The organism is Streptomyces sp. NBC_01267, assembly GCF_036241575.1.
Taxonomy (GTDB): domain Bacteria; phylum Actinomycetota; class Actinomycetes; order Streptomycetales; family Streptomycetaceae; genus Streptomyces.
On sequence record NZ_CP108455.1, the window covers coordinates 428,525 to 449,335 of the forward strand.

Here is a 20,811-nt window from a genome sequence, read left to right on the forward strand (position 1 = left end):
CCGGGGTGTACGGCGGCAGTGTGCAGCGGCGTCAGTCCTGCGGGGTCAGCCGCACCGGGAGCGTGGCGGTGCTGTTCGAGAACAGCGACGGGACGGGGGGCAGCCGCTCCGGGTCCGCGGCGAGGGTCAGGCCCGGGTACCGGGCGAAGACGGCCGGCAGCGCCACCGCGGCCTCCAGCCTGGCCAGCGGGGCGCCGAGGCAGAAGTGCGGGCCGTGGCCGAAGGCCAGGTGCTTGCGCTGCTCCCGGGTGATGTCGAAGCTCGTGGCGTCCTCGCCGTGGTGCTGCTCGTCCCGGCCCACCGCACTGTACGGGGCCATGATCGCCTCCCCCTTGGGGATCCGGACCCCGGCGATCTCGACGTCCTCCAGCGGGTACCTGAAGGGGAAGTTCCCGATCGGGGCGTCCCAGCGGAGGGTCTCCTCCACCACGTTCGCCCAGACCGACGCGTCGCCCTGCTCGGCGAACGCCCGCTGTTCGGGGTGGGTCAGCAGCGCACGTACCGCATTGGTGATGAGGCTGAGTGTGGTCTCCTGCCCTGCGGAGAGCATCACCAGCAGCGTGCCCACGAGCTCTTCCTCGCTCAGCGCGTCGGGGTCCGCCTCGCGGGCGGCCACGAGGGCGCTCGTCAGGTCGTCGCCGGGCTGCTTCCGCCGCGTTTCGACCACCCGGGCGAGGAGCTGGTACTGCTCGATCTGGCTCGCTCCGACCTCCTCCGGGGAGAGGTCCGAGCGGAAGATGTTGTCCATCAGTTCACGCAGGCGCGGCCGTTCGTGCTCCGGGACGCCGAACAGTTCACAGATGACCTGCATGGGCACCGGATGGGCGAAGTGCAGACGCAGATCGACGGTGCCGTCCGGGCCGGCCTGCGAGGGCAGCGCGTCCAGCAGGTCCTGCACGATCTTCTCGATGCGGGGCCGCAGTTCCTGCACCCGGCGGGGGGTGAAGGTCTCGGTCACCAGCCTGCGCAGCCTGCGGTGCTCCTGGCCGTCCGCGGTCACCATGTTGGTGACCTTCACCATGCCTATGAGCGGCCAGTCGTCCGATATCTCGCCGCGCAGGACGGCGTTCCAGTGGTGCCAGTCCTTACTGAAACGGGGGTCCGCGACCAGGTCGTTCAGCAGGCCGTGATCGGTGACCGACCAGGCCAGGACGTCTCCGGGCAGCCGCACCCGTACGACAGGACCGCTCTCACGGAGCAGCGCCGCCTCCGCATGGTGATCGGTTCCGTGCGGGTCCAGGGTGATGACCGGGACCTCCGGGGACGGGGGCACCGAGTGCGAGGTCATGTGTCTCTCCAAGCTGACGCGAGGGATGGGTGTCCGGTCACTGGGATGTCTCGGCGCCTGCCTCGGCAACCGCTCCGTACTGCGCGGAGAAGTCGACGGGCAGCGAGACGGGGACGCGTGTCCAGGGCGAGGGGCGCCAGGCCACGTCCTCGGCGGGGATGCTGAGCCGCATGTCGGGCAGCAGGTGCAGCACGGTGTTGACCGCGGTACGGGTGATCAGCCGGGCGGGTACCTGGGCGGGGCATACGTGCGCACCTGAGGAGAACGCCAGATGCGCGCGGTTGCCGGGCTCCACGCCGCCGGTGGCCGACCGGACCGCGGGGTCGTCGTTGGCCGCTCCGATCCCGAGGATGAGGACGTCGCCGCGTCTGATCTGCTGGCCGCCGAGCTCGGTGTCGCGCAGCGCGTAGCGGGCCGGCATGTTGTTCATCGGCGGGTCACGCCACAGCGCCTCGTCCAGCGCGTCGTCCACTCCCAGCCGGCCACCGTGCATCCGGGCCGCGAAGCGCGGATCGGTGAGCATCAGCCGCAGGGTGTGGGAGATCCAGGCGGTGACCGTCTCGTTGCCCGCGGAGATCATCACCACCATCGACTGGAGGTGTTCGGCCTCGTCCCGCAGGTTCGGGTGACGGAGCAGAGCGGTCGTCAGATCGTCCTTCGGCTCGTCACGGCGGGCCCGCAGGGTGTCCGCGAGGATCTCCTCGAAGTGACGGTTGCCGACCTGTGAGTCGTCGGCGCTGCCGAACAGCGCGATGAGCGCGCGCAGCAGTTCGCGTCCTTCACCGCTGTCCAGTCCGAACAGGGAGGCCAGGGAGAGCATCGGGATGATCGTGGCGTACTCGTTCACCAGGTCCGCGTGGCCGCGCCCGGAGAACTCGCCGATGAGTTTGGCGCACATGGCCTCGACCTGGCGCCGTGTTCTGCGCTGGTCGATCCGGGCGACTCCGTCGTCGAGCGGCTGGCGCAGTCTGCGGTGTTCGGGGCCGTCGGCCCCGATGACATTGGCCCGCCAGGCCATCATCGGGAGCAGGCCCGAGTCCGGCGAGACCACACCGTCGTCGAGGTCGCGCCAGTTCCGGGCGTCCCGGGAGTAGACCTGTTCCTGGCGGGTGATCGTCAGCAACTCGCGGTAGCCCATGACGAGCCAGGCGGGGACGCCGGGCTCCAGTTCCACCTTGGCGACGCTCCCCCACTGCTCACGCAGCCGGCGGTAGGCACCCTGTGGATCCTTGGAGCCGACCGCTTCGGCCAGCGGGAGCAGGCCGGTCGTGAGGCCGTGTGCCGGACACGTCGCCGGAGGAAGGGGGTGGCTCATCAGACGTTCTCCGTCACACGCGCCGTGTCGGCGCTCATCACGTAGTGGACCAGGCTGATCAGGGCGTCGAGTGACGAGGTCCGCTCGCGTGCGTCGCAGATCACCACGGGGGTGTCCGGCAGCAGATCGAGGGCCGTCCGCAGCTCTTCGGTGGAGTAGTACTCGCTGTCGGGGAACTGGTTGACCGCGACGGCGAACGGCAGCCCGCGGATCTCCAGTTGCTCCAGTACGTCGAAGCTGTCCTCGATCCTGCGGGTGTCGACGAGCACGAGCACCCCGATGGCCCCTTCGGCCAGTCCCTCCCACAGGTCCCAGAACCGGCGCTGGCCGGGGGTCCCGAAAAGATAGAGGACCAGCCGGGAGGTGACGGTGATCCGCCCGAAGTCCATCGCGACGGTCGTGGTGGTCTTCGTTCCCATTCCGGCGAGGTCGTCCACCCCGATGCTCGCCTGGGTCATCACCTCCTCGGTGCGCAGCGGCTCGATCTCGCTGACCGATCCGACCAGGGTGGTCTTCCCGACGCCGAAGGCGCCGACGACGAGGATCTTGACGGCCTGCTGGACGGTGTTGGCCAAATAGCGGTCAGCGGAGTCGGCGGAGACCATCGAGTACCTCCTGGAGCAGTTGTCTGTCGGGCGGAACGGCCTGTGGGACACCGGAGCGCGCCGACAGATGACCGCTGTCGACGAGATCGGACACCAGCACCTTGACCAGGCTGACCGGCAGTTGGAGGTGGGCGGCCGCCTCCACCAGGGAGAGCAGCCGCCGGCACATCCGCATGAGGGCGCGTTCTTCCCGGGTGGCGGAGACGGGCAGGTCGCGTGGAGGGTCGACGGCGATGAGAAGTGTCTCGATACCGATGGTGTTACGGGTGGGACGGGAACGCCCCTTGCTGATCACATAGGGACGTAACGCCCGGTCCGCGTACTCCCCCTCCGGGTCGCTCACAGAACGGAGCCCGGCCTCGGCGGGCTGCTCAGATTGGCGGCGCCGATCCTCATCACCTGGGCCTGCATCTGCCGGGCGACGAGCTTCGGGTCCACCACCGGGCCGGTCACCACGGCGAGATGGACGTTGTCGGCGCTGCGCATGAACAGGAAGCCGCCGTTGAACTCGACCATCTGCTGGTGCACGGCGCCGCCCTCCTCCCCGAACTCCCGGCCGAGGCTGCGGCCCAGGGACTGCAGACCCGAGCAGTTCGCCGACAGCCGGTCGGCGGAGTCCCGGTCCATGCCCTCGGAGCTGACCAGAAGCAGGCCGTCGGCGCTGAAGACGATCGCCTGTCGCACGCCCGGCACGGCGGCGACCTCCGAGATCATCCAGCCTCGCTGCTCCGGGTTCTCCACGTAACTCATGCTCACGCCTGTCCTTCTATGGAATCGGGGGTGTGGGGGGAAGATCCGTCCTCGCCGACGTGCGGTCCGGAGCGGGGGTCGGGCACCGAACGGCCGCCTTCGAAGAAGGCCTCCATCCAGTCACCCGCCTCGTCGGGTGTCGCCGACGACATGGCGGGGGCAGCGGTTTCTCCGGCCGTTCCGGTCCCGGGACGGAACTCGTCGCGGCGCGAACGCCGGCGCGGGAGCCGGCCGGCCCGCGAAGGGTCCGGCGCGGCGTGCCGGGCGTGGCCGGGGGCGTCGTCCGCCCCGGGCCCGGGGGCGGTGGTGTCCGGGGCGGGCCGGGGGGCGTGCTCCTCGCCGTACACCGTCGCCGGTGTACGGGAGGCCTGACCCGGTACGGTCGGCGCCGGGCCTGTTCCCTCCGTCGTTCCTGCCGTGGCCCCGGGCGGTGATGCGGGCGGCGGTACGACGAGGGAGCGGTCGGCGGAGCTGCCGGCCGGGGCGATCGTCTCCAGGACGTCCGTGGGGATCAGTACGACGCCGCGAACACCTCCGTAGGGTGAGGGGCCCAAGTCGACGTGGAAGCCGTGGCGTTGGGCGAACCGGCCGACCACCGCGAAGCCGGTCTGCGGAATCTCACCGACGTCACCGACACCCAGCAGCCTGCGGCCCGAGGCGACTTCGCGTGCTTCGGCGAGCCGGTACTCGTCCAGACCCAGGCCGCCGTCGTCCACCTCGATGACGGCGCCGCGCTGCACGGTCCGCACCGTCACCGGGACCGCGGTGCTCGGCGGGGAGTACTCGGTCGCATTGGCGAGCAGCTCCGCCATCAGATGGATCAGCGGCTCGACGACGGGTGCGGCGATGCCCACGTCCGGGTCGCCGGACACCTCGATGCGGGTGTAGGCGACGATCCGTCCGGAGGCGGCCCGTACCGCGTCCACCAGGGCCAGCGGCATCTGCCACTGCTGGCCGGGCCACTCACCGCACAGCACCTTGAGGCTCTGGGCGTGACGGGCCTGCTGGGTGGCCGCGTGGTCCACCTGCATGGTGGATTCGAGCAGTTCGGCGTCGGTCGGATACCGGTCCGCCAGCCCCGTCACGGCGGCCTGGATCCGGTGGGCCGACGTCTGGACGCGGCTGGCCAGTTCGACCAGGGCCAGTCGCTGCGACTCCTCGCGGTGTTCGACGGCTTCGTGCACCTCGGCCAGCAGCCGGTCCAGGAGTCCGGCCACGGTCTCGTCCAGCGGCCACCCGCCGGACAGCGGGCCCGGGTCCTGCCTGCCGTCGAGCGCGGCGGGCAGCCGCTCCTTGACGACGTGCTCGACCTCGGCCTGGATCAGGCTGTTCTGCTGCTGGGACCTGCGGCGCCATTCGGCGTCGAGGCGGGCCGTGTCGTCCGCGCGCTCCCCGGCGTCGCGCAGATGGCTCGCCGCCTCGGACCGGGCCTTTCCGTACTGCCCGCGCAGTCCGACCAGGAGCGCGAGATCCGACAGGGCGACCACTACGTAGATCACGACGGCTACGGGACCGCTGGTCGTGCCGGACACCAGCGGCGCCGCGAACACGAGGAACGTGAGGACCAGAGCCGTCGGCCAGAGGTACTGCGTCCGGCGTGGTGGGGGTACGGACGCGGAGGAACGGGCCATGAAGAACCTTTGAATCGGCTTCGAATTGGCTGGGAACCGCTGCTCAGTTGGGGAGAACAACGGCCCCCACGGGGGCACTACAACGCTACGGCGCCGACGCATCCATCAGGAACAGACCTGGTACGGGCCTGCCCCGTCGGCACTCTGACAAGCTTTCACCCCGCACTACGGCTCATCTGTCCGTCTACCGGACGGCTTAGCGAGATCGTATAGTCGCCTTGCATATCCCCAGAGCGCTTTTCAGCCACTCTTCGGTCCTTCGGTCACCTTGGGACGCGGGAGGCGACGGCGCACCCGTCCGGCCCCCGGCTCTCCGGCAGTTACAGCTTGCGGGCCGCGCCGTGAGAAGTGCCGCCGGAACACACCTCAGGTCTCCAGAGGCAGCGGCTGCCAGGTCCAGTCGGCCACCTCGGGCAGGTCGGTGCCGTGTTCCCGGATCCAGGAGTGGTGCCGCAGCCGGGCGTCCTCCATCACCTGCCGGGTGTGCGTCGCGCGGACCGCGAGGCCCGGCACCCGGTCGATGACGTCCAGAACGAGCCGGTAGCGGTCCAGGTCGTTGCGTACCACCATGTCGAAGGGCGTGGTGGTCGTCCCCGATTCCTTGTACCCCCGCACGTGCAGGTTCCGGTGTCCGGCCTGGCGGTAGGCGAGGCGGTGGATGAGCCACGGGTAGCCGTGGTAGGCGAAGATCACCGGCTTGTCGCGGGTGAACAGCGCGTCGTACTGCCTGGCGGACAGTCCGTGCGGGTGCTCCGACTCGGGGAGCAGCCGGGCGAGGTCGACGACATTGACGACGCGGACGGCGAGCTGCGGCAGATGACGGCGGAGCAACAGGGCGGCTGCCAGAACCTCCTGGGTCGGGACGTCACCCGCGCAGGCCAGCACGACATCGGGTTCCTCGCCCTCCCGCTCGGTACCGGCCCACTCCCAGACGCCCGCCCCCCGCGCGCAGTGGGCCCGTGCCTCGTCCAGCGTGAGCCAGTCGAAGGTCGGCTGCTTCCCGGCGATGACCACATTGACGTAGTCACGGCTGTGCAGGACGTGTTCGGCCACCGAGAGCAGCGTGTTGGTGTCCGGCGGCAGGTACACCCGTACGACCTCGGGCGCCTTGTTGAGCACGTGGTCGACGAAGCCGGGGTCCTGGTGGGAGAAGCCGTTGTGGTCCTGGCGCCATACGTGCGAGGTGAGCAGGTAGTTGAGGGAGGCGATCGGGCGGCGCCAGGGCAGCGTGCGGGACACCTTCAGCCACTTGATGTGCTGGTTCACCATGGAGTCGACGATGTGCACGAAGGCTTCGTAGCAGGAGAAGAGCCCGTGCCTGCCGGTGAGGAGATAGCCCTCCAGCCAGCCCTGGCAGGTGTGTTCGGACAGGATCTCCATCACGCGGCCGTGCCGGTCGAGGTTCTCGTCGACGTCGCTGGTCCGGGCCTGCCAGGCCTTTCCGGTGGCCCCGTACAGGGCCTGGAGCCGGTTGGAGGCCGTCTCGTCCGGGCCGACGACACGGAAGTCGCGGCGCTCCTTCGTGGCGTCCATGACCGCTTCCAGCAACTCCCCCAGGACCCGGGTCGGTTCGTGGAAGGTCGCGCCCGGCCGGTCGACCCGCACGGCGTACCCGTCCAGGGGCGGCACGGGGAGCCGGCGGAGCAGCAGTCCGCCGTTGGCGTACGGGGTGGCGCCGAGCCGACGGGCGCCGTCAGGGACGCAGGCCAGGACCTGCGGGCGGGGGCTGCCGTTGTCGTCGAACAGTTCCGCGGGCCGGTACGAACGCAGCCAGTCCTCCAACTGCCGGAGGTGTTGCGGGTTTTCGCGTACGTTCGGCAGCGGCACCTGGTGGGCGCGCCAGGTGCCTTCGACCGGCAGCCCGTCGACGCTCACCGGCCCGGTCCAGCCCTTGGGCGTGCTCAGGACGATCATGGGCCAGCGCGGACGCACGGTGGCCCCGGCCTCCCGGGCGGCGCGCTGGATCCGTGCGATGCGGTCCAGCGCGGTGTCCATGGCCGCGGCCATGGCACGGTGGACCGATTCGGGGTCGTCGCCGGTGACATGGAGTACGTCGTGGCCGTAGCCGCGGAGCAGCTCGTCCAGTTCCGCCTCGGGGACGCGGGCGAGCACGGTCGGATTGGCGATCTTGTAGCCGTTGAGGTGCAGGATCGGCAGCACGGCGCCGTCGTGCACCGGGTCGAGGAACTTGTTGGAGTGCCAGGACGCGGCGAGCGGGCCGGTCTCCGCCTCGCCGTCACCGATCACACACGCGACCAGCAGGTCCGGATGGTCGAGCGCGGCTCCGTAGGCGTGGGAGAGGGAGTAGCCCAGCTCGCCGCCCTCGTGGATCGATCCCGGTGTCTCGGGTGCGACATGGCTGGGGACTCCTCCGGGGAAGGAGAACTGGCGGAAGAGCCGGGCCATGCCGTCGCCGTCCCGGCCGATGTCCGGATACGTCTCGGAGTAGCTGCCCTCCAGCCAGGAGTTGGCCAGCACGGCCGGGCCGCCGTGTCCGGGACCCCAGACGCAGACCGCGTCCTGTCCGCGCGCCTTGACGACACGGTTGAGGTGGGTGTGGACCAGGTTCAGCCCGGGAGAAGTGCCCCAGTGACCGAGCAGGCGGGGTTTGATGTGTTCGGGCCGCAGCTCCTCGGTGAGCAGCGGATTGCTCATGAGGTAGATCTGGCCGACCGCCAGGTAGTTCGCGGCGCGCCAGTGGGCGATCAGCGAGGCCAGCTCCTCGTCGCCGACCGATGCGCGTGCTTCCGTGCCGGTGTCGCCCATGGCATTCCTCCGCTGCGGTGGATGTCCTTGCCAGCCTTACGCCGAGCGGGCGGCGCCCGCGACCCGCCGGGACCGTCCGGGCCACCGGGCCGGAACGGCCGGGCGCCCGTACCGGCTCATCCGTGCGGGACGACCGCCACCGGGCAGGGCGCGTGGTGCACGGCTGCCGACAGGACGTGTCCCACCGGGGACGACCAGGTGGGACGGTTCCTGCGGCGGCCGACGACCAGCAGTCCGCCGCCCGCGGCGCCCCGTACGACGGCGCTCGCGGGGCTCTCCATCAGCACCCGGTCGACCGTGCGCACTCCGGGGAACTTCGCCCGCCAGGGGCGCAGCGCCTCGGTGAGTTCCCGCTGGGCTTCCTTGGCGACCTCACCCGACACGAAGGGGTCGATCCCGTCACGGGTGTAGGCGGGTGCCGGGAGGCTTCTGCCGTGCACGGCGCGCAGTGCGACGCCCCGTCTGGCCGCGGCCTCGAAGGCGAACTCGAACACGGCGTCGTACGGGCCGTGCAGACCCAGCCCCACCACCACGTCACCGTCCTGGGCCACGGGCCCGGTGTCCCGGCGCGCACGGACGAGAACGGTCGGGCACCCGGCCCGTGCCACCACGTGCAGACCGATGTCGCCGAGGAAGTAGCTGGCCAGCGGCGCCATGTCCCGCGAGCCGAGGACCAGCAGCTCCGACTCCCCGGCGGCTTCCAGCAGCGCGTGCGCCGGGTCCTCGGCGATCAGGTCCTCCATGACGGACAGGCCCGGGTAGCGCTCCTCGATGACGCGGCGCGCCCGGTCCACGATCCACTGGGGCCAGTCGTTCCGGTCGCCCTCCACGGCCTGCCGGGCCGGGTCCTCGGGTACCGGTACCCACGCGTGCAGCACGCGCAGGGTCGCGTGGCGCGACTCTGCTTCCTGGGCCGCCCAGTGGGCGGCGGACAACGCCTCGGACGTGCTGTCCAGGCCGACGGTGACGATCGGCGTCATGTCGATGCTCCGTTCCCGGCGGGTCCGCCTCGTCGACGCTCCGGTGGATCCGCCGTTTCGACCGCGGGCAGCCGCCTCACATTCTGCACCGCACCGGGACGAACCGCCTCTCGCTCCGGCTCCGGGTGCCGGTGTCCGGAGCCTCACGCCGGACGCCCCGACGCCGTAGGGCCGGGACAGCGGAGGGCCGGGACAGCGGATGCGCCGTCCCGGCCCCGTTTCCGGCTCGCTCGATCTTTGACCTGTGCGGCGCGGATCAGGTGGGCAGGGCCCAGATCTGATTCTGCTGGTTCGGCCGGGAGGTGCCGCAGTCGCCGACGATGAGCGGGTTGTCGTCGGCGGTGAGAGAGGCGTAATCGTCCAGGCACAGGCCGGTCAGGCCGGTGTTCTGGAGGAAACCGTTGCGCTGGTAGGACCACTTCTGGGTGGCACGGCCGTCGCAGGGCTCCAGTACCGCCCAGTAGCCGGTGTACCTGCTGTCGTCGTTCCGGTACGAGGCGTCCAGGCACTGGCCGAGGGTGCGCACCGTGCCGTCGCCGGGCAGCGTCCACCGCTGGTTGGTGCCCGCGTCGCAGTTGTGGAGGACCACCGGATTGCCGGCCGCGGTGCCCGAACCGCTGTCGTCGACGCACTTGCCGCCGATCCCGGTGAGCTGGCCGGTGGGCTGCTGACCGGTGCAGCCCGCTCCGGGAGTGACCCGGAAGACGGCGGTGCTGTGGGCGTCGAGGGTGGCGCCGATGGTTCCGTCGGTGGTCGAAGTGGCGCCCGTCCAGAGGTCCTTGACCTTGGCCCGGCACTGGCTTCCGGTGAATCCGACCCCGGCCAGCGTGGTGCTCGCGGGGACCGCGGTGGTACCGCGGTTGAGGAGTGCGACGGCCCGGTCGCCGTTGGCGAGCGGCCGTGCGAGGACGTCCACCGTGCCGTCACGCGAGACGACACCCGCCTGCCGCCCCAGACCGTCCTGGTCGACCGCGATGACGTCCTTGTTGCCGAGGGTCTTCAGCGACGGCGCGGACAGCGCTGCGACATCGGTGCTGAGGATCAGCGGCGAGGCCATCATCGCCCAGAGCGACACCTGGGTCCGCGACTCGGCGTCGGTCAGCCCGTCCCCGGTGATCAGGAAGTCCGGGTCGTTCCAGTCACCCGGCCCCGAGTACCGCGCGAGCAGCGAGTTGTACCCGTACTGGGTCATCACTCCGCTGCCGTTGGACGTCTTGTCCCAGGCCGAGCCGCCCATGTGCAACATCTTGACGTCATTGCCCTCGCGCCACAGCTGCCCGCTCTGCGAGGCTCCGTCGATGACCGTGTACCAGTCGGACAGGTCGGAGACGCCGATGGAGAAGTACGCGGGCGACGACTCCGAGAACACCATGTCCCGCTTGGAGGAGTTGGCCTTCATCGCGGCGCCGAAGTCCTTGTACGCCTTGATGTAACCGCTCGCGCTGTCCGCCTCCGACGGCATGTTGCAGCCGTCGAGCTTGATGTAGTCCACGCCCCAGGCGGCGAACTGGTCGGCGTCCTGCTGGAAGTGGTTCCAACTGCCGGGGAAACCACCGCAGGTGTACGTGCCGATGTCCTCGTAGATGCCGAACTTCAGCCCCATGTCGTGCAGTCGGCGGCCCAGGTCGGCCATGCCCCGGGGGAACTTGCCGGTGTCGGTGACCAGGGCGCCCTGCGCGTCGCGTGCGTGGGTCATCCAGCAGTCGTCGACCGTGACGGTCCGGTAGCCCTTGGCCGCAAGCCCGTTGTCCACCAGAGCGCGGGCCTGACCGAGGATCAGGCTCTCGGTGGGGCCGGTGTCACCGGGATTGGGGGCGTCGGGCCCGCAGCCGAACCGGGCCCAGTTGTTGAAGCCCATCGGTGGGGTCACCGCCAGCGCGTGGCCCTGCGGACTGGTGGCGGTCGTGGACGCTTCTGCCGCGGGGGCCAGCAGCGCGCCCACCAGTGCCGCTGCCACCGTCGCCGTCAAGGCGACACGTCTCGGGCGCCGCGACTGATGTCGGCTCCTCATGGTTTCGACTCCTGACATTGATACGCGTGCATGACAACGAATCAGATGGCCATCAGTGCAACGCACCAACGGCCCTACGTCAATAGGTGATTGAAACTCCGCCACTTCGAGCAGTACCGATCATTTTCAGCTCAGACCGAGCTGCGATCGTCGCGACCGGGAGAAGGCCGCACAGTCGCACCGGGCGCGCTTCCGCGTCCCGCCGACAGCGGTCCACAGCCGCTCCGTAGGGTGGAAGCCCCGGCGCGAACCCCGCGCCGGCCCCGGTCCGTCACGTCATCCGCACGAAAGCCAGAGGTATCCCATGAGCCGGCAGTTGGTCACTGTGGTCACAGGCGGCAGCCGCGGCATCGGCGCGGCCATCTGCAGGCGGCTGGCCGACGACGGTCACCATGTCGCTCTCGGATACCGCTCCGACGCCGCAGCGGCCGAGACCGTGGCCGCCTCGGTGCGCGAGACGGGCCGCCGTTGCGTGACCGTACGCGTCGACACCACCGACGAGGCCGCGGTCGACCGGATCTTCGAGACCGCGGCCTCCGAACTCGGCCCGGTCACCGGCCTGGTGAACAACGCCGGAGTCGGCGGTCCGCTCGGTCCGCTCGCCGAAGCGGACGCGGCCGGCATCCGCCACGCCCTGGACGTCAACGTCATGGGATACCTGCTCTGCGCCCGCCGGGCCGTCCGCGACCTGACCCGGACCGGCGGCGGGGCCGTCGTGAACATCTCGTCCGCCGCGGCGACCCTCGGCAGCCCGGGAGAGTACGTCCACTACGCCGCGGCCAAAGCCGCCGTCGACGCGCTGACCGTCGGCCTCTCGAAGGAGGTCGCGGCTGCCGGGATCCGGGTGAACGCCGTGGCGCCCGGCCTCGTCCGGACCGAATTCCACGAAGACCCCGAGCGCCCCGACAAACTGGCCTCGACCGTACCCCTGGGGCGGGCGGGCAACCCGGACGAGATCGCCGGCGCCGTCTCGTGGCTCCTGTCGGACGACGCCTCGTACACCACGGGGGCCGTCCTGCGGGTGGCCGGAGGCCGGTAGTCCGATCCGGCCGGGCGCCCGGCCGCTCCCCGCCCCGCGCCCGGCCGGGGACCGGCACCCCCAAGATTGACATGTTCCTGATATTTTGATCGCCCGTTCCGTCCCGGGCACGCCCTCGCCGGCCCCGCCCTTTCGCGCGAGGCCCCGGTCAGCCCACCGACCCGGAAAGGCTCACATGCCCTCACCACGTAGACGCAGCGCACTGTTGGCAGTGATGTCGTGCCTGCTGCTCGGTTCGCTCCCGTCCGTGGCGTCCGCCGACGCCCGGTCCGCCCTCTGCAACAAGTACTGCGACGCCCGCGACCCCTCGGCGGCCTCGTCCGACCGGGTCCCGGTGAACACCACCATCTACTCGCGCAGCATCCAACTGCACCTCTCCGACAACGATGTCATGGGATGGGCCTCGATCGACAACGGCAACCCCGGGGACGAGGTCTGGCTGGACCGCTCCTTCGACGGCGGCCGGACCTGGGCCTCCGGCAGCAAACTGGGTGACACCAGGACACCCCAGGGATCGGGGGGTTGGCGCTCCCAGATGTACAACGTCGACGACTGGAACACCGCGGGGGTGGGCGCGCTCCGGGCCTGCGGCAAGGCCGGGGACCGCCCGGAGATCGCCTGTACCGGGTGGGCGCGTGTCGACTGGAACGCCGGAAGCAGGAGCACCGCCGCCGCGACCGCACTGATGATGTCCTTCGACCGCAACTCCGGCCTGTTCGGGGGAAACGGCTGGTGGACGAGCGCCAACGCGCTGACGGCGGTCATCGACAACATCCGCGTCAGCGGGATGCCCAGCTACACGTACGCCGTCTCCAGCACCTACGACAAGAACATCGACGCGCAGGGCGGCAACTTCACCAACGACTATCTCGACGACACCGGGTGGTGGGGGCTGGCCTGGGTGGCCGCGTACGACCTGACCGGCGACAGCCGGTACCTCGACACCGCGCGGGCCGACGCCGACCACATGTTCGCCAACTGGACGGGCGCCTGCGGAGGCGGTGTTCTCTGGAACGAGAACAAGACCTACAAGAACGCCATCACCAACGAGCTGTTCCTCCAGCTCAACGCCGCACTGCACAACCGCATCCCCGGCGACTCGGCCTATCTGGACCGCGCCGAGAAGGAGTGGTCGTGGTTCAGCGCGAGCGGCATGATCAACTCCGACCACATGATCAACGACGGCCTGGACGACGGCTGTTCGAACAACGGGCAGCAGACCTGGACGTACAACCAGGGCGTGATCCTCGGCGGGCTGGCCGAACTGCACCGGGCCACCGGGGACAACACCCTGCTGGACACCGCGCGCACCCTGGCCGACGCCTCCACCACCCGGCTGGAGACCGACGGGGTGCTGCGCGAGCCCGGTGAGTCCGACGACTGCACCGGTGACGGCCCCTCCTTCAAGGGCGCCTACGTCCGCGGTCTCGGCAAGCTCAACGGCGAGCTGACCGGCCACCCCTACGACACGCCGCTGGCCCGGTGGGCGAACGCCGCCCACGACAAGGACCGCAACGCCCTCGACATGTACGGGCCGCACTGGAACGGGCCGTGGGCCGGTACGCCCGACTACGGCTGCCAGCAGAGCACGCTCGATCTGCTCGACGCGGCTCCCGCGGGCTGAGCCGACGGGCCGACCGCGCGGGGGCACTCGACTGCCCCCGCGTATCCGGTCAGGTCATCGACGGGTCGCCCTTGATCAGCGCGAAGACCGCCCCGGCGGGGTCCTTCAGCAGCGCCAGCCGTCCGACGCCCGGCGCGTTGCTCGGCGGCATCAGGGTCGTGGCACCTCGCTCGGTGGCCGCCGCGAAGGTGGCGTCGCAGTCCTCGACCCCGAAGTACGGGTGCCACTCCGATGTCGAGCCGGCCCGGACGTTCTCCTTGGGGAGGGCCATGATGCCGCCCTGTGACGTGTCGTCGTCCTTGCCGCCGCCCGCCGCGGACACGACGGTGTAGACCATTCCGTCGCCCATGGGCATGTCCTCGTACTGCCAGGAGAAGACCGACCGGTAGAAGCCCTTCGCCGCCTGCGCGTCGGTGGTGTGCAGCTCGGTCCAGCAGAGCGAGTTGGGTTCCATGACCGTCTGAAGGCCAGCGTTCTCGCCCGGCTGCCACACTCCGAACTCACCGCCCGTCGGATCCGTGAACGCCGCCATCCGCCCCGCGGTGAAGACGTCCGTCGGGGGGACGCGGACCTTGCCTCCCCCCTGCTCGACGGCGTTGCGGGTGCTGTCGGCGTCCGGCGTGTGGAAGTAGACGGTCCAGGCGGATGCCGCCCCCTTCTCCGTCAACGGGCCGACGGCCGCGACCACCTTGCCGTCCCGCTGGAAGAAGCCGTAGCCGCCCGCGTCCGGACCCGCGGGCTCGAAGGTCCAGCCGAACACGGCGGTGTAGAAGGCGACAGCGGCGTCGGTGTCCGGGGACCCGAGATCGAGCCAGTTCGGTGCGCCCGGGACGTAGTCGGTCGTCAGCATGGGGAGATCCTCCGTCGTACGGGTGGTGGTGGCGCCCGCCGCCCGCGGCCCGGAAATGCCTCTTCCTCGACGGGCACGGCAGCCATCGGCTCTTGTCCGATGGTTACCGGCCGCACGCCCCTGCCGAAACGGGAAGCGGGTCCGGGGCCTGCGGACGGACCTCCATCCTCACCCGTACGGCCCGACGGTCACTTCCTGCCGGGAAGCCACTTCTTCCAGATGTCCGGATTCTGCTTCACCCAGCGCTCGGCCGCCTCGTCGGCGGTCAGGCCCTGCGAGGCGATCATCGCGGAGACCTTGTTCTGATCGTCCTTCGTCCACCTGAAGTTCTTCAGGAACGTCGCGGCGTCACCACCGGTCCTGGTGAACTCCGTGTTGAAGTACTTCTGCAACGGAGTCGACGGGTAGGCGCAGTCGACGGACTTCGGGTCCTCGATCCCCTTGTCCCCGCACTTCGCGGTGTAGGCGGGGAGTGCGACCTCCTTCATCGGTACCTCGTTGAACAGCCACTGCGGCTCGTACCAGTACGTGAGGAAGGGCTTCCTCGCCTTGGCGAACTGCTGGATCTGGGTGATCTGCGCGGCCTCCGACCCGGCGAAGACCACATCGAAGTTCAGCTTGAGGTTCTTCACCAGCGCCTTGTCGTTGGTGACGTAGGACGGCGAGCCGTCCATCAGCTGGCCCTTGCCGCCGCTCTCCGCCGTACGCAGCTGACCGGCGTACTTGTTGAGGTTCTTCCAGTCGGTGACGTCGGGGTGCGCGTCCGCCCAGTACTTCGGCACGAACCAGCCGATGTGGCCGGTGACTCCGAGATCTCCGCCGGCGGTGATCGTCTTCTTCTCCTCGACGTACCGCTTCTCCTGGTCCGCGTGGCCCCAGTCCTCCAGGATCGCGTCGACGCGGCCCTGGCTGAGCGCGTCCCAGGCGGGGATCTCGTCCACCTGGACGGTGTCGACGCGGTAGTCCATCTCGTGTTCGAGCAGGTACGTGGCCACGGCGACGTTCGCCTGGGCCCCGACCCAGCTCTGCACCGAGAGCGTCACGGACTTGGCGCCCTTGGCCGCGGCGAACGGCGAGGACTGCTTGGTCATGTCGGCCGCGCCGCAGCCGCTGAGCGCGACCAGCAGGGCGCCCACTGCCAGGGCCGTCGCGGCGATCGTGGCCCGACGGCTGTCTGTGATGCGGGTACCGGTCATGGCTCAGGCTCCCTTCCTGGTACGGCGTTCGGTGGGCTGGGTGACGCGGTCGAGCATCAGCCCCAGGCAGACGATGGCCACGCCCGCGACGAGTCCGACCGCGAGGTCACCCGTCGCCAGTCCGGTGACCACGTCGTAGCCGAGGGCGCCGCCGCCCACCAGGCCGCCGATGATGACCACGGCGAGCACCAGGACCACGCCCTGGTTGACGGCGAGCAGCAGAGCCGGGCGGGCGAGCGGGAGTTGGACCTGGCGCAGCGTCTGCCAGCGGGTGGCACCGAGCGACCGGGCGGCCTCCACCGCCGCGGGGTCGACCTGTCGCAGACCCTGGGTGGTGATGCGGATGACGGCGGGCAGCGCGTAGACGACTGCTGCCGCCGCGGCGGGTGCGCGGCCCACGGCGAAGAGCGCGACGACCGGGATGAGATACACGAACTGCGGCATGGTCTGCATGACGTCGAGGACGGGCCGCAGTACGGCTTCGGTCCGGCGACTGCCCGCGGCGAGCACCCCGATGCCGAAGCCGACGACGAGGGTGACCGCCAGGGCCGCCAGGACCTGGGAGAGGGTGTCCATCGAGGGCTTCCACATGCCGAGGACGCCGATGGCGCAGAGCGCGAGCACCGCGGTGAGGGCCGTCTGCCAGGTGCCGATGAGCCAGGCCAGGGCGGCGACGATCAGCAGCGCGCCCCACCAGGGCAGGCCGGTCAGTCCGTCCCGCAGCGGGTCCAGGACCCAGGACGTGAAGTGCGCGGCCCAGTCGGCGGTGCCACCGACCACCGGGACACCGGAGTAGAGGTGGTCGACCATCCAGCCCTTGAAGTCGTTGACGGGCCGGGCGATGGCGATCGTGGCGCCGTTCGGCCAGAGCGTGGATCCGGCCAGCCTGCCCGCGACCGCCACAACGGCCGTGACGGCGACCGCGAGGGCCCAGCCGCGCCGGCCGCGTACGGCCCGGGGACCGCTGGGTTCGCTGCCCAGCCGGGCGCCCGCGGCGGCGGTGGTGCGGTCCATGACGACGGCCAGCAGCACGATCGGGACGGCGGCGGCCAGGGCGCCGCCGACGTCCACGGAGGCCAGGGCCTGGTAGACACGGTCGCCGAGGCCCGCGGCGCCGATGAGTGAGGCGATGACGGCCATCGAGAGCGCCATCATGATGGTCTGGTTGAGCCCGAGCAGGATTTCCTTGCGGGCCAGCGGCAGCCGCGCGGTGATGAGCCGCTGCCGGGCGGTGGAGCCCAGTGAGGTGACGGCCTCCAGCACTCCGGCGTCGGCGCCGCGCAGTCCGAGCGCGGTGAGCCGGGCCATCGGCGGGGCCGCGTAAACGACGGTGGCCAGCAGAGCGGCCGGCACGCCGATGCCGAAGACGAGGACCACCGGCAGCAGATAGGCGAAGGCGGGCAGCACCTGCATGGTGTCCAGGACAGGGCGCAGCAGCCGGAAGAGCCGGTCGGACAGACCGCCCGCCAGTCCCAGGACAGCGCCTACGACGGCGGAGACGACGACGGCCACCACCATCAGCGCGAGTGTCTGCATGGTCGGCACCCACATGCCCAGCAGGCCGCTGACCAGGAACGAGATCAGCGCGGTGAGGGCGATGCGCGGTCCGGCGACCCGCCAGGCCACGAGTGTGGCGGCGGCGGTGACGCCGGTCCAGCCCAGGGCGAGGAGCAGCAGGTACACGGCTCGCACGGCGATGATCACGGCATTGCTGAGGTAGCCGAGGAAGTACAGGAACAGCGGGTGGGTGTCGCGGTTGTCGATGATCCAGTCACTGACATCTCCCAGGGGCCGGGAGACGTCCACGGTCAGCGCGCCGGGCCACAGTCCACTGCCCCAGTGGGCGTTCGCGACCGGCACGAGGACGGCCGCGACGACGGCGAGTACCAGGAGTTTGCCCGGCCATCGGTGGAGCAGCGCGGCCCGGAGCCGCTCCGCGCCGTCCTTCGCGGACCGCGGGGTGCCGGTGCCGGCGGAGTCGGCGGTGGTGGCCGTCATGCCCGCCTCCGCCGCACGGTACGGGCGGGGGTGGTGCCCGGAGTCGGATGCGGGCGCATCAGGCGGCCACCTCCGCCCTGTCCAGCCGGGACACGACGGAGAGCAGACAGGCGTGGTCCACGACGCCCAGGCAGCGTCCGTCCTGGACGACGCGGACGGGACGGCCCGCGCGGACGACGACGTCGATGGCGTCACTGATGAGCGCGGTGGGGTCGAGGCTCTCGTCCTCGTCGCCCTCCGCGCCGACTGCCGGGCGCATGGCGCGGCGAACGGTGAGGACCTGTTCGCGCGGCACGTCACGGACGAAGTCCCGTACGTAGTCGTCGGCCGGGGATCCGACGATCTCCTCGGGGGTGCCGAGTTGCACGATCCTTCCGTCGCGCATGAGGGCGATGCGGTCGCCGAGTGTCAGTGCCTCGGACAGGTCGTGGGTGATGAAGACCATGGTGCGGCCTTCTTCCTTATGCAGCCGGACGACCTCTTCCTGCATGTCGCGCCGGATGAGCGGGTCCAGTGCGCTGAACGGCTCGTCGAACAGCAGGACTTCGGGGTCCACGGCCAGGGCGCGGGCAAGGCCGACGCGTTGCTGCTGGCCTCCGGAGAGTTCGCTGGGCCGTCGCTGTTCCAGGCCCGTGAGGCCGACCTTCCGGATGAACTCGGCTGCTCTGGCGCGTCGTTCGGCCCGGCCCACCCCCTGGATCTCCAGCCCGTAGCCGACGTTGTCCAGGACCGTGCGGTGCGGAAGCAGACCGAAGTGCTGGAAGACCATGGCGGCCCGGTGCCTGCGCAGTTCTCGCAGTTGGGCCTTGTCCATGGCCCGGACGTCCTCGCCGTCCATGCCGAGGCTGCCGCTGGTGGGCTCGATGAGCCGGGTCAGGCAGCGGACCAGGGTGGACTTGCCGGAGCCGGAGAGCCCCATCACCACGAAGACCTCGCCCTCGTGGACGTCGAAGGAGACATCGCGGACGGCCGCGGTGCATCCGGTGCGCTCGCGCAGTTCCTCGGCGGACAGTCCGGTGAGCGAGGCGTCGCCGGGGATCCGGTCGGCCCTGGGTCCGAAGACCTTCCACAGATTACGGACGGAGAAGACGAGTGCGCGGGGGTCCGTCGCGGGCTCGGGGGCGGGTGCGGTGGTCGCCATCAGACGTCACCTCCCGGTTTCGGGGCCGCGGCCAGCAGTTCGGCGCACTTCTCGCCCACCATGAGGACGCCGATCATCGGGTTGACCGCGGGCATCGTCGGGAAGACCGACGCGTCGGCGATGCGGATGCCCGACAGGCCGCGGACCCGCAGTTCGGGGTCGACCACGGCCAGGGCGTCGTCGGCCGCGCCGATGCGGCAGGTGCCCGCCGGGTGGTAGACGGTGTGGGCGACCTTGCGGGCGTACTCGCTGAGGTCCTCGTCGGAGGTGACCTCGGGGCCGGGGCAGACCTCGCGCTTCAGCCAGTGGGCCAGCGGTTCGGTCTTCGCGATCTCGCGGGCGAGGCGGATGCCGTCGACCAGTGTCCGGCCGTCGTAGTCGTCCTCGTCGGTGAAGTACCGGAAGTCCAGGGCCGGTTTGGCCTCGGGGTCGGAGCTGGTGAGGTAGAGCCGTCCGCGGCTGCGCGGCTTGGGGATGTTGGGTGTCATCGACACTCCGTGCTCGGGCTTCTCGTAGCCGAGACGTTCGGGGTTGTCGGTGAACGGGATCTGGTAGAAGTGGAACATCAGGTCGGGCCCGCGGGATCCGGGGTCACGCCGTACGAAGAGCCCGGCGTCCGAGTCCATCGCGGAGTTCTCCGGGATGGGTCCGTCGGTCTCCCAGACGATGACCGACTCGGGGTGGTCGAGGAGGTTCTCGCCGACGCCCGGCAGGTCGTGCACGACGGGTATGCCCAGGGCTTCCAGGTCCTGCTGTGGGCCTATGCCGGACAGCATCAGCAGCCGCGGCGTGTCCACCGCGCCCGCGCAGACGAGCACTTCGCGCCCGGCCCGCAGGAGGATCTCCTCACCGTCCTTGGTACGGACGTGCACGCCGGTGACCCGGTTGTCCGCCAGTTCCAGTTTGTGGGCCCAGGTCTCCAGCATGATGCGGAGGTTGGGGCGGTCCCCGGCCTCGATGTGCGGGTGGAGATAGGCCACCGACGCGGAGGACCGCTTGTTGTTCTCCGGGTGGTAGGCGAGGTCGAAGAAGCCGACGCCCTCGTGGAAGGGCTCCTTGTTGAACCCCTCGACCCGCGGGACGTCCGCGGCCTGCTGGGCCGCCGCCACGAAGTCCCGGGCGATGGCGTTCCGGTCCTTCTCGTCCACGGCGACGATGTTGTTGCGGAGCCTGTCGAAGTAGGGGTCCATGGACTTCGCGTCCCAGCCGGCGGCGCCCCGCTCGGACCACTCGTCCCAGTCGCCGGGCAGCGGCTTGAAGGAGATCAGCGTGTTGTGCGACGAGCAGCCGCCGAGCACCCGGGCGCGGCTGTGCAGGATGTGCGAATTGCCGCGCGGCTGCTCGGTGGTGGGGTACGCGTAGTCGAGGTCGCCGCCCAGCAGGCCGAGCCAGCGCCGGAGGGTGAGGACGTCGTCGCGGTCGATGTCGGTCGGGCCGCCTTCGACGACGACGACGCTGACACCGGGGTCCTCGGTGAGCCGGGAGGCGATCACCGAACCCGCGGTGCCGCCGCCGACGACGACGTAGTCGGCGGTGAGCGTGGATATCTCGGAGGGCATGAGGCGTGGCTCCTTCTGCTTCTGCGAAGTGCTGGCGCGCTGAAGACGTGACGCGGTG

The 20,811-nt window shown here is 70.4% G+C and carries 16 protein-coding genes; 2 read left to right on the forward strand and 14 right to left on the reverse strand.

The features are described 5' to 3' along the window. Positions 1–31 precede the first annotated feature (31 nt). From OG709_RS02140 to OG709_RS02180, 9 genes are all read right to left on the reverse strand, one after another. Positions 32–1,288: a cytochrome P450 family protein gene (locus tag OG709_RS02140; RefSeq protein ID WP_250299938.1), complete on the reverse strand. Its 1,257-nt coding sequence runs from the start codon at positions 1,286–1,288 to the stop codon at positions 32–34. Positions 1,289–1,325: 37 nt separating this feature from the next. Next, complete coding sequence (locus OG709_RS02145; RefSeq protein WP_250299942.1) at positions 1,326–2,603, reverse strand: cytochrome P450; 1,278 nt, start codon at positions 2,601–2,603, stop codon at positions 1,326–1,328. Further along, on the reverse strand, positions 2,603–3,208 hold the full coding sequence (locus tag OG709_RS02150; RefSeq protein WP_250299946.1) for a GTP-binding protein: 606 nt from the start codon (positions 3,206–3,208) through the stop codon (positions 2,603–2,605). Before OG709_RS02150 ends, OG709_RS02145 begins: the two co-directional genes overlap by 1 nt. Further along, positions 3,186–3,551, reverse strand: coding sequence for a DUF742 domain-containing protein (locus OG709_RS02155; protein WP_250299952.1), 366 nt, complete (start codon positions 3,549–3,551; stop codon positions 3,186–3,188). Before OG709_RS02155 ends, OG709_RS02150 begins: the two co-directional genes overlap by 23 nt. Next, complete coding sequence (locus OG709_RS02160; protein WP_250299957.1) at positions 3,548–3,958, reverse strand: roadblock/LC7 domain-containing protein; 411 nt, start codon at positions 3,956–3,958, stop codon at positions 3,548–3,550. Before OG709_RS02160 ends, OG709_RS02155 begins: the two co-directional genes overlap by 4 nt. A 2-nt stretch (positions 3,959–3,960) precedes the next feature. Further along, on the reverse strand, positions 3,961–5,589 hold the full coding sequence (locus tag OG709_RS02165) for an ATP-binding protein (RefSeq protein ID WP_266644530.1): 1,629 nt from the start codon (positions 5,587–5,589) through the stop codon (positions 3,961–3,963). 366 nt (positions 5,590–5,955) lie between these two features. Beyond that, positions 5,956–8,355 carry a phosphoketolase family protein gene (locus tag OG709_RS02170; protein ID WP_329164561.1) on the reverse strand — a complete coding sequence of 800 codons (2,400 nt, stop codon included), beginning with the start codon at positions 8,353–8,355 and terminating at the stop codon, positions 5,956–5,958. Positions 8,356–8,471: 116 nt separating this feature from the next. Next, complete coding sequence (locus OG709_RS02175) at positions 8,472–9,335, reverse strand: universal stress protein (RefSeq protein WP_250299968.1); 864 nt, start codon at positions 9,333–9,335, stop codon at positions 8,472–8,474. Between the two features lie 256 nt (positions 9,336–9,591). Next, the gene (locus tag OG709_RS02180) at positions 9,592–11,346 is read right to left on the reverse strand and encodes a ricin-type beta-trefoil lectin domain protein (protein ID WP_250299973.1); all 1,755 of its coding nucleotides are present in this window, start codon (positions 11,344–11,346) and stop codon (positions 9,592–9,594) included. Positions 11,347–11,650: 304 nt separating this feature from the next. On the opposite strand from OG709_RS02180, the gene OG709_RS02185 reads away from it, so the two are divergent. Continuing rightward, the gene (locus OG709_RS02185) at positions 11,651–12,385 is read left to right on the forward strand and encodes an SDR family NAD(P)-dependent oxidoreductase (RefSeq protein ID WP_250299976.1); all 735 of its coding nucleotides are present in this window, start codon (positions 11,651–11,653) and stop codon (positions 12,383–12,385) included. A 214-nt stretch (positions 12,386–12,599) separates the two neighbouring features. After that, positions 12,600–14,009, forward strand: coding sequence for a glycoside hydrolase family 76 protein (locus OG709_RS02190; RefSeq protein ID WP_329164564.1), 1,410 nt, complete (start codon positions 12,600–12,602; stop codon positions 14,007–14,009). A gap of 49 nt (positions 14,010–14,058) precedes the next feature. Here OG709_RS02190 and OG709_RS02195 read toward each other — a convergent pair whose 3' ends face one another. The 5 genes from OG709_RS02195 to OG709_RS02215 all read right to left on the reverse strand — a co-directional run bounded on the left by OG709_RS02195 (position 14,059) and on the right by OG709_RS02215 (position 20,753). Next, positions 14,059–14,859: a VOC family protein gene (locus OG709_RS02195; protein ID WP_250299986.1), complete on the reverse strand. Its 801-nt coding sequence runs from the start codon at positions 14,857–14,859 to the stop codon at positions 14,059–14,061. Positions 14,860–15,047: 188 nt separating this feature from the next. Continuing rightward, complete coding sequence (locus OG709_RS02200; RefSeq protein WP_266644524.1) at positions 15,048–16,055, reverse strand: ABC transporter substrate-binding protein; 1,008 nt, start codon at positions 16,053–16,055, stop codon at positions 15,048–15,050. 3 nt (positions 16,056–16,058) lie between these two features. Then, positions 16,059–18,053 carry an ABC transporter permease gene (locus OG709_RS02205; RefSeq protein WP_329164566.1) on the reverse strand — a complete coding sequence of 665 codons (1,995 nt, stop codon included), beginning with the start codon at positions 18,051–18,053 and terminating at the stop codon, positions 16,059–16,061. A 58-nt stretch (positions 18,054–18,111) separates the two neighbouring features. Next, positions 18,112–19,194 carry a quaternary amine ABC transporter ATP-binding protein gene (locus OG709_RS02210; protein ID WP_266644521.1) on the reverse strand — a complete coding sequence of 361 codons (1,083 nt, stop codon included), beginning with the start codon at positions 19,192–19,194 and terminating at the stop codon, positions 18,112–18,114. After that, positions 19,194–20,753, reverse strand: coding sequence for a GMC family oxidoreductase (locus tag OG709_RS02215; protein ID WP_266644519.1), 1,560 nt, complete (start codon positions 20,751–20,753; stop codon positions 19,194–19,196). Before OG709_RS02215 ends, OG709_RS02210 begins: the two co-directional genes overlap by 1 nt. Positions 20,754–20,811 lie beyond the last annotated feature (58 nt).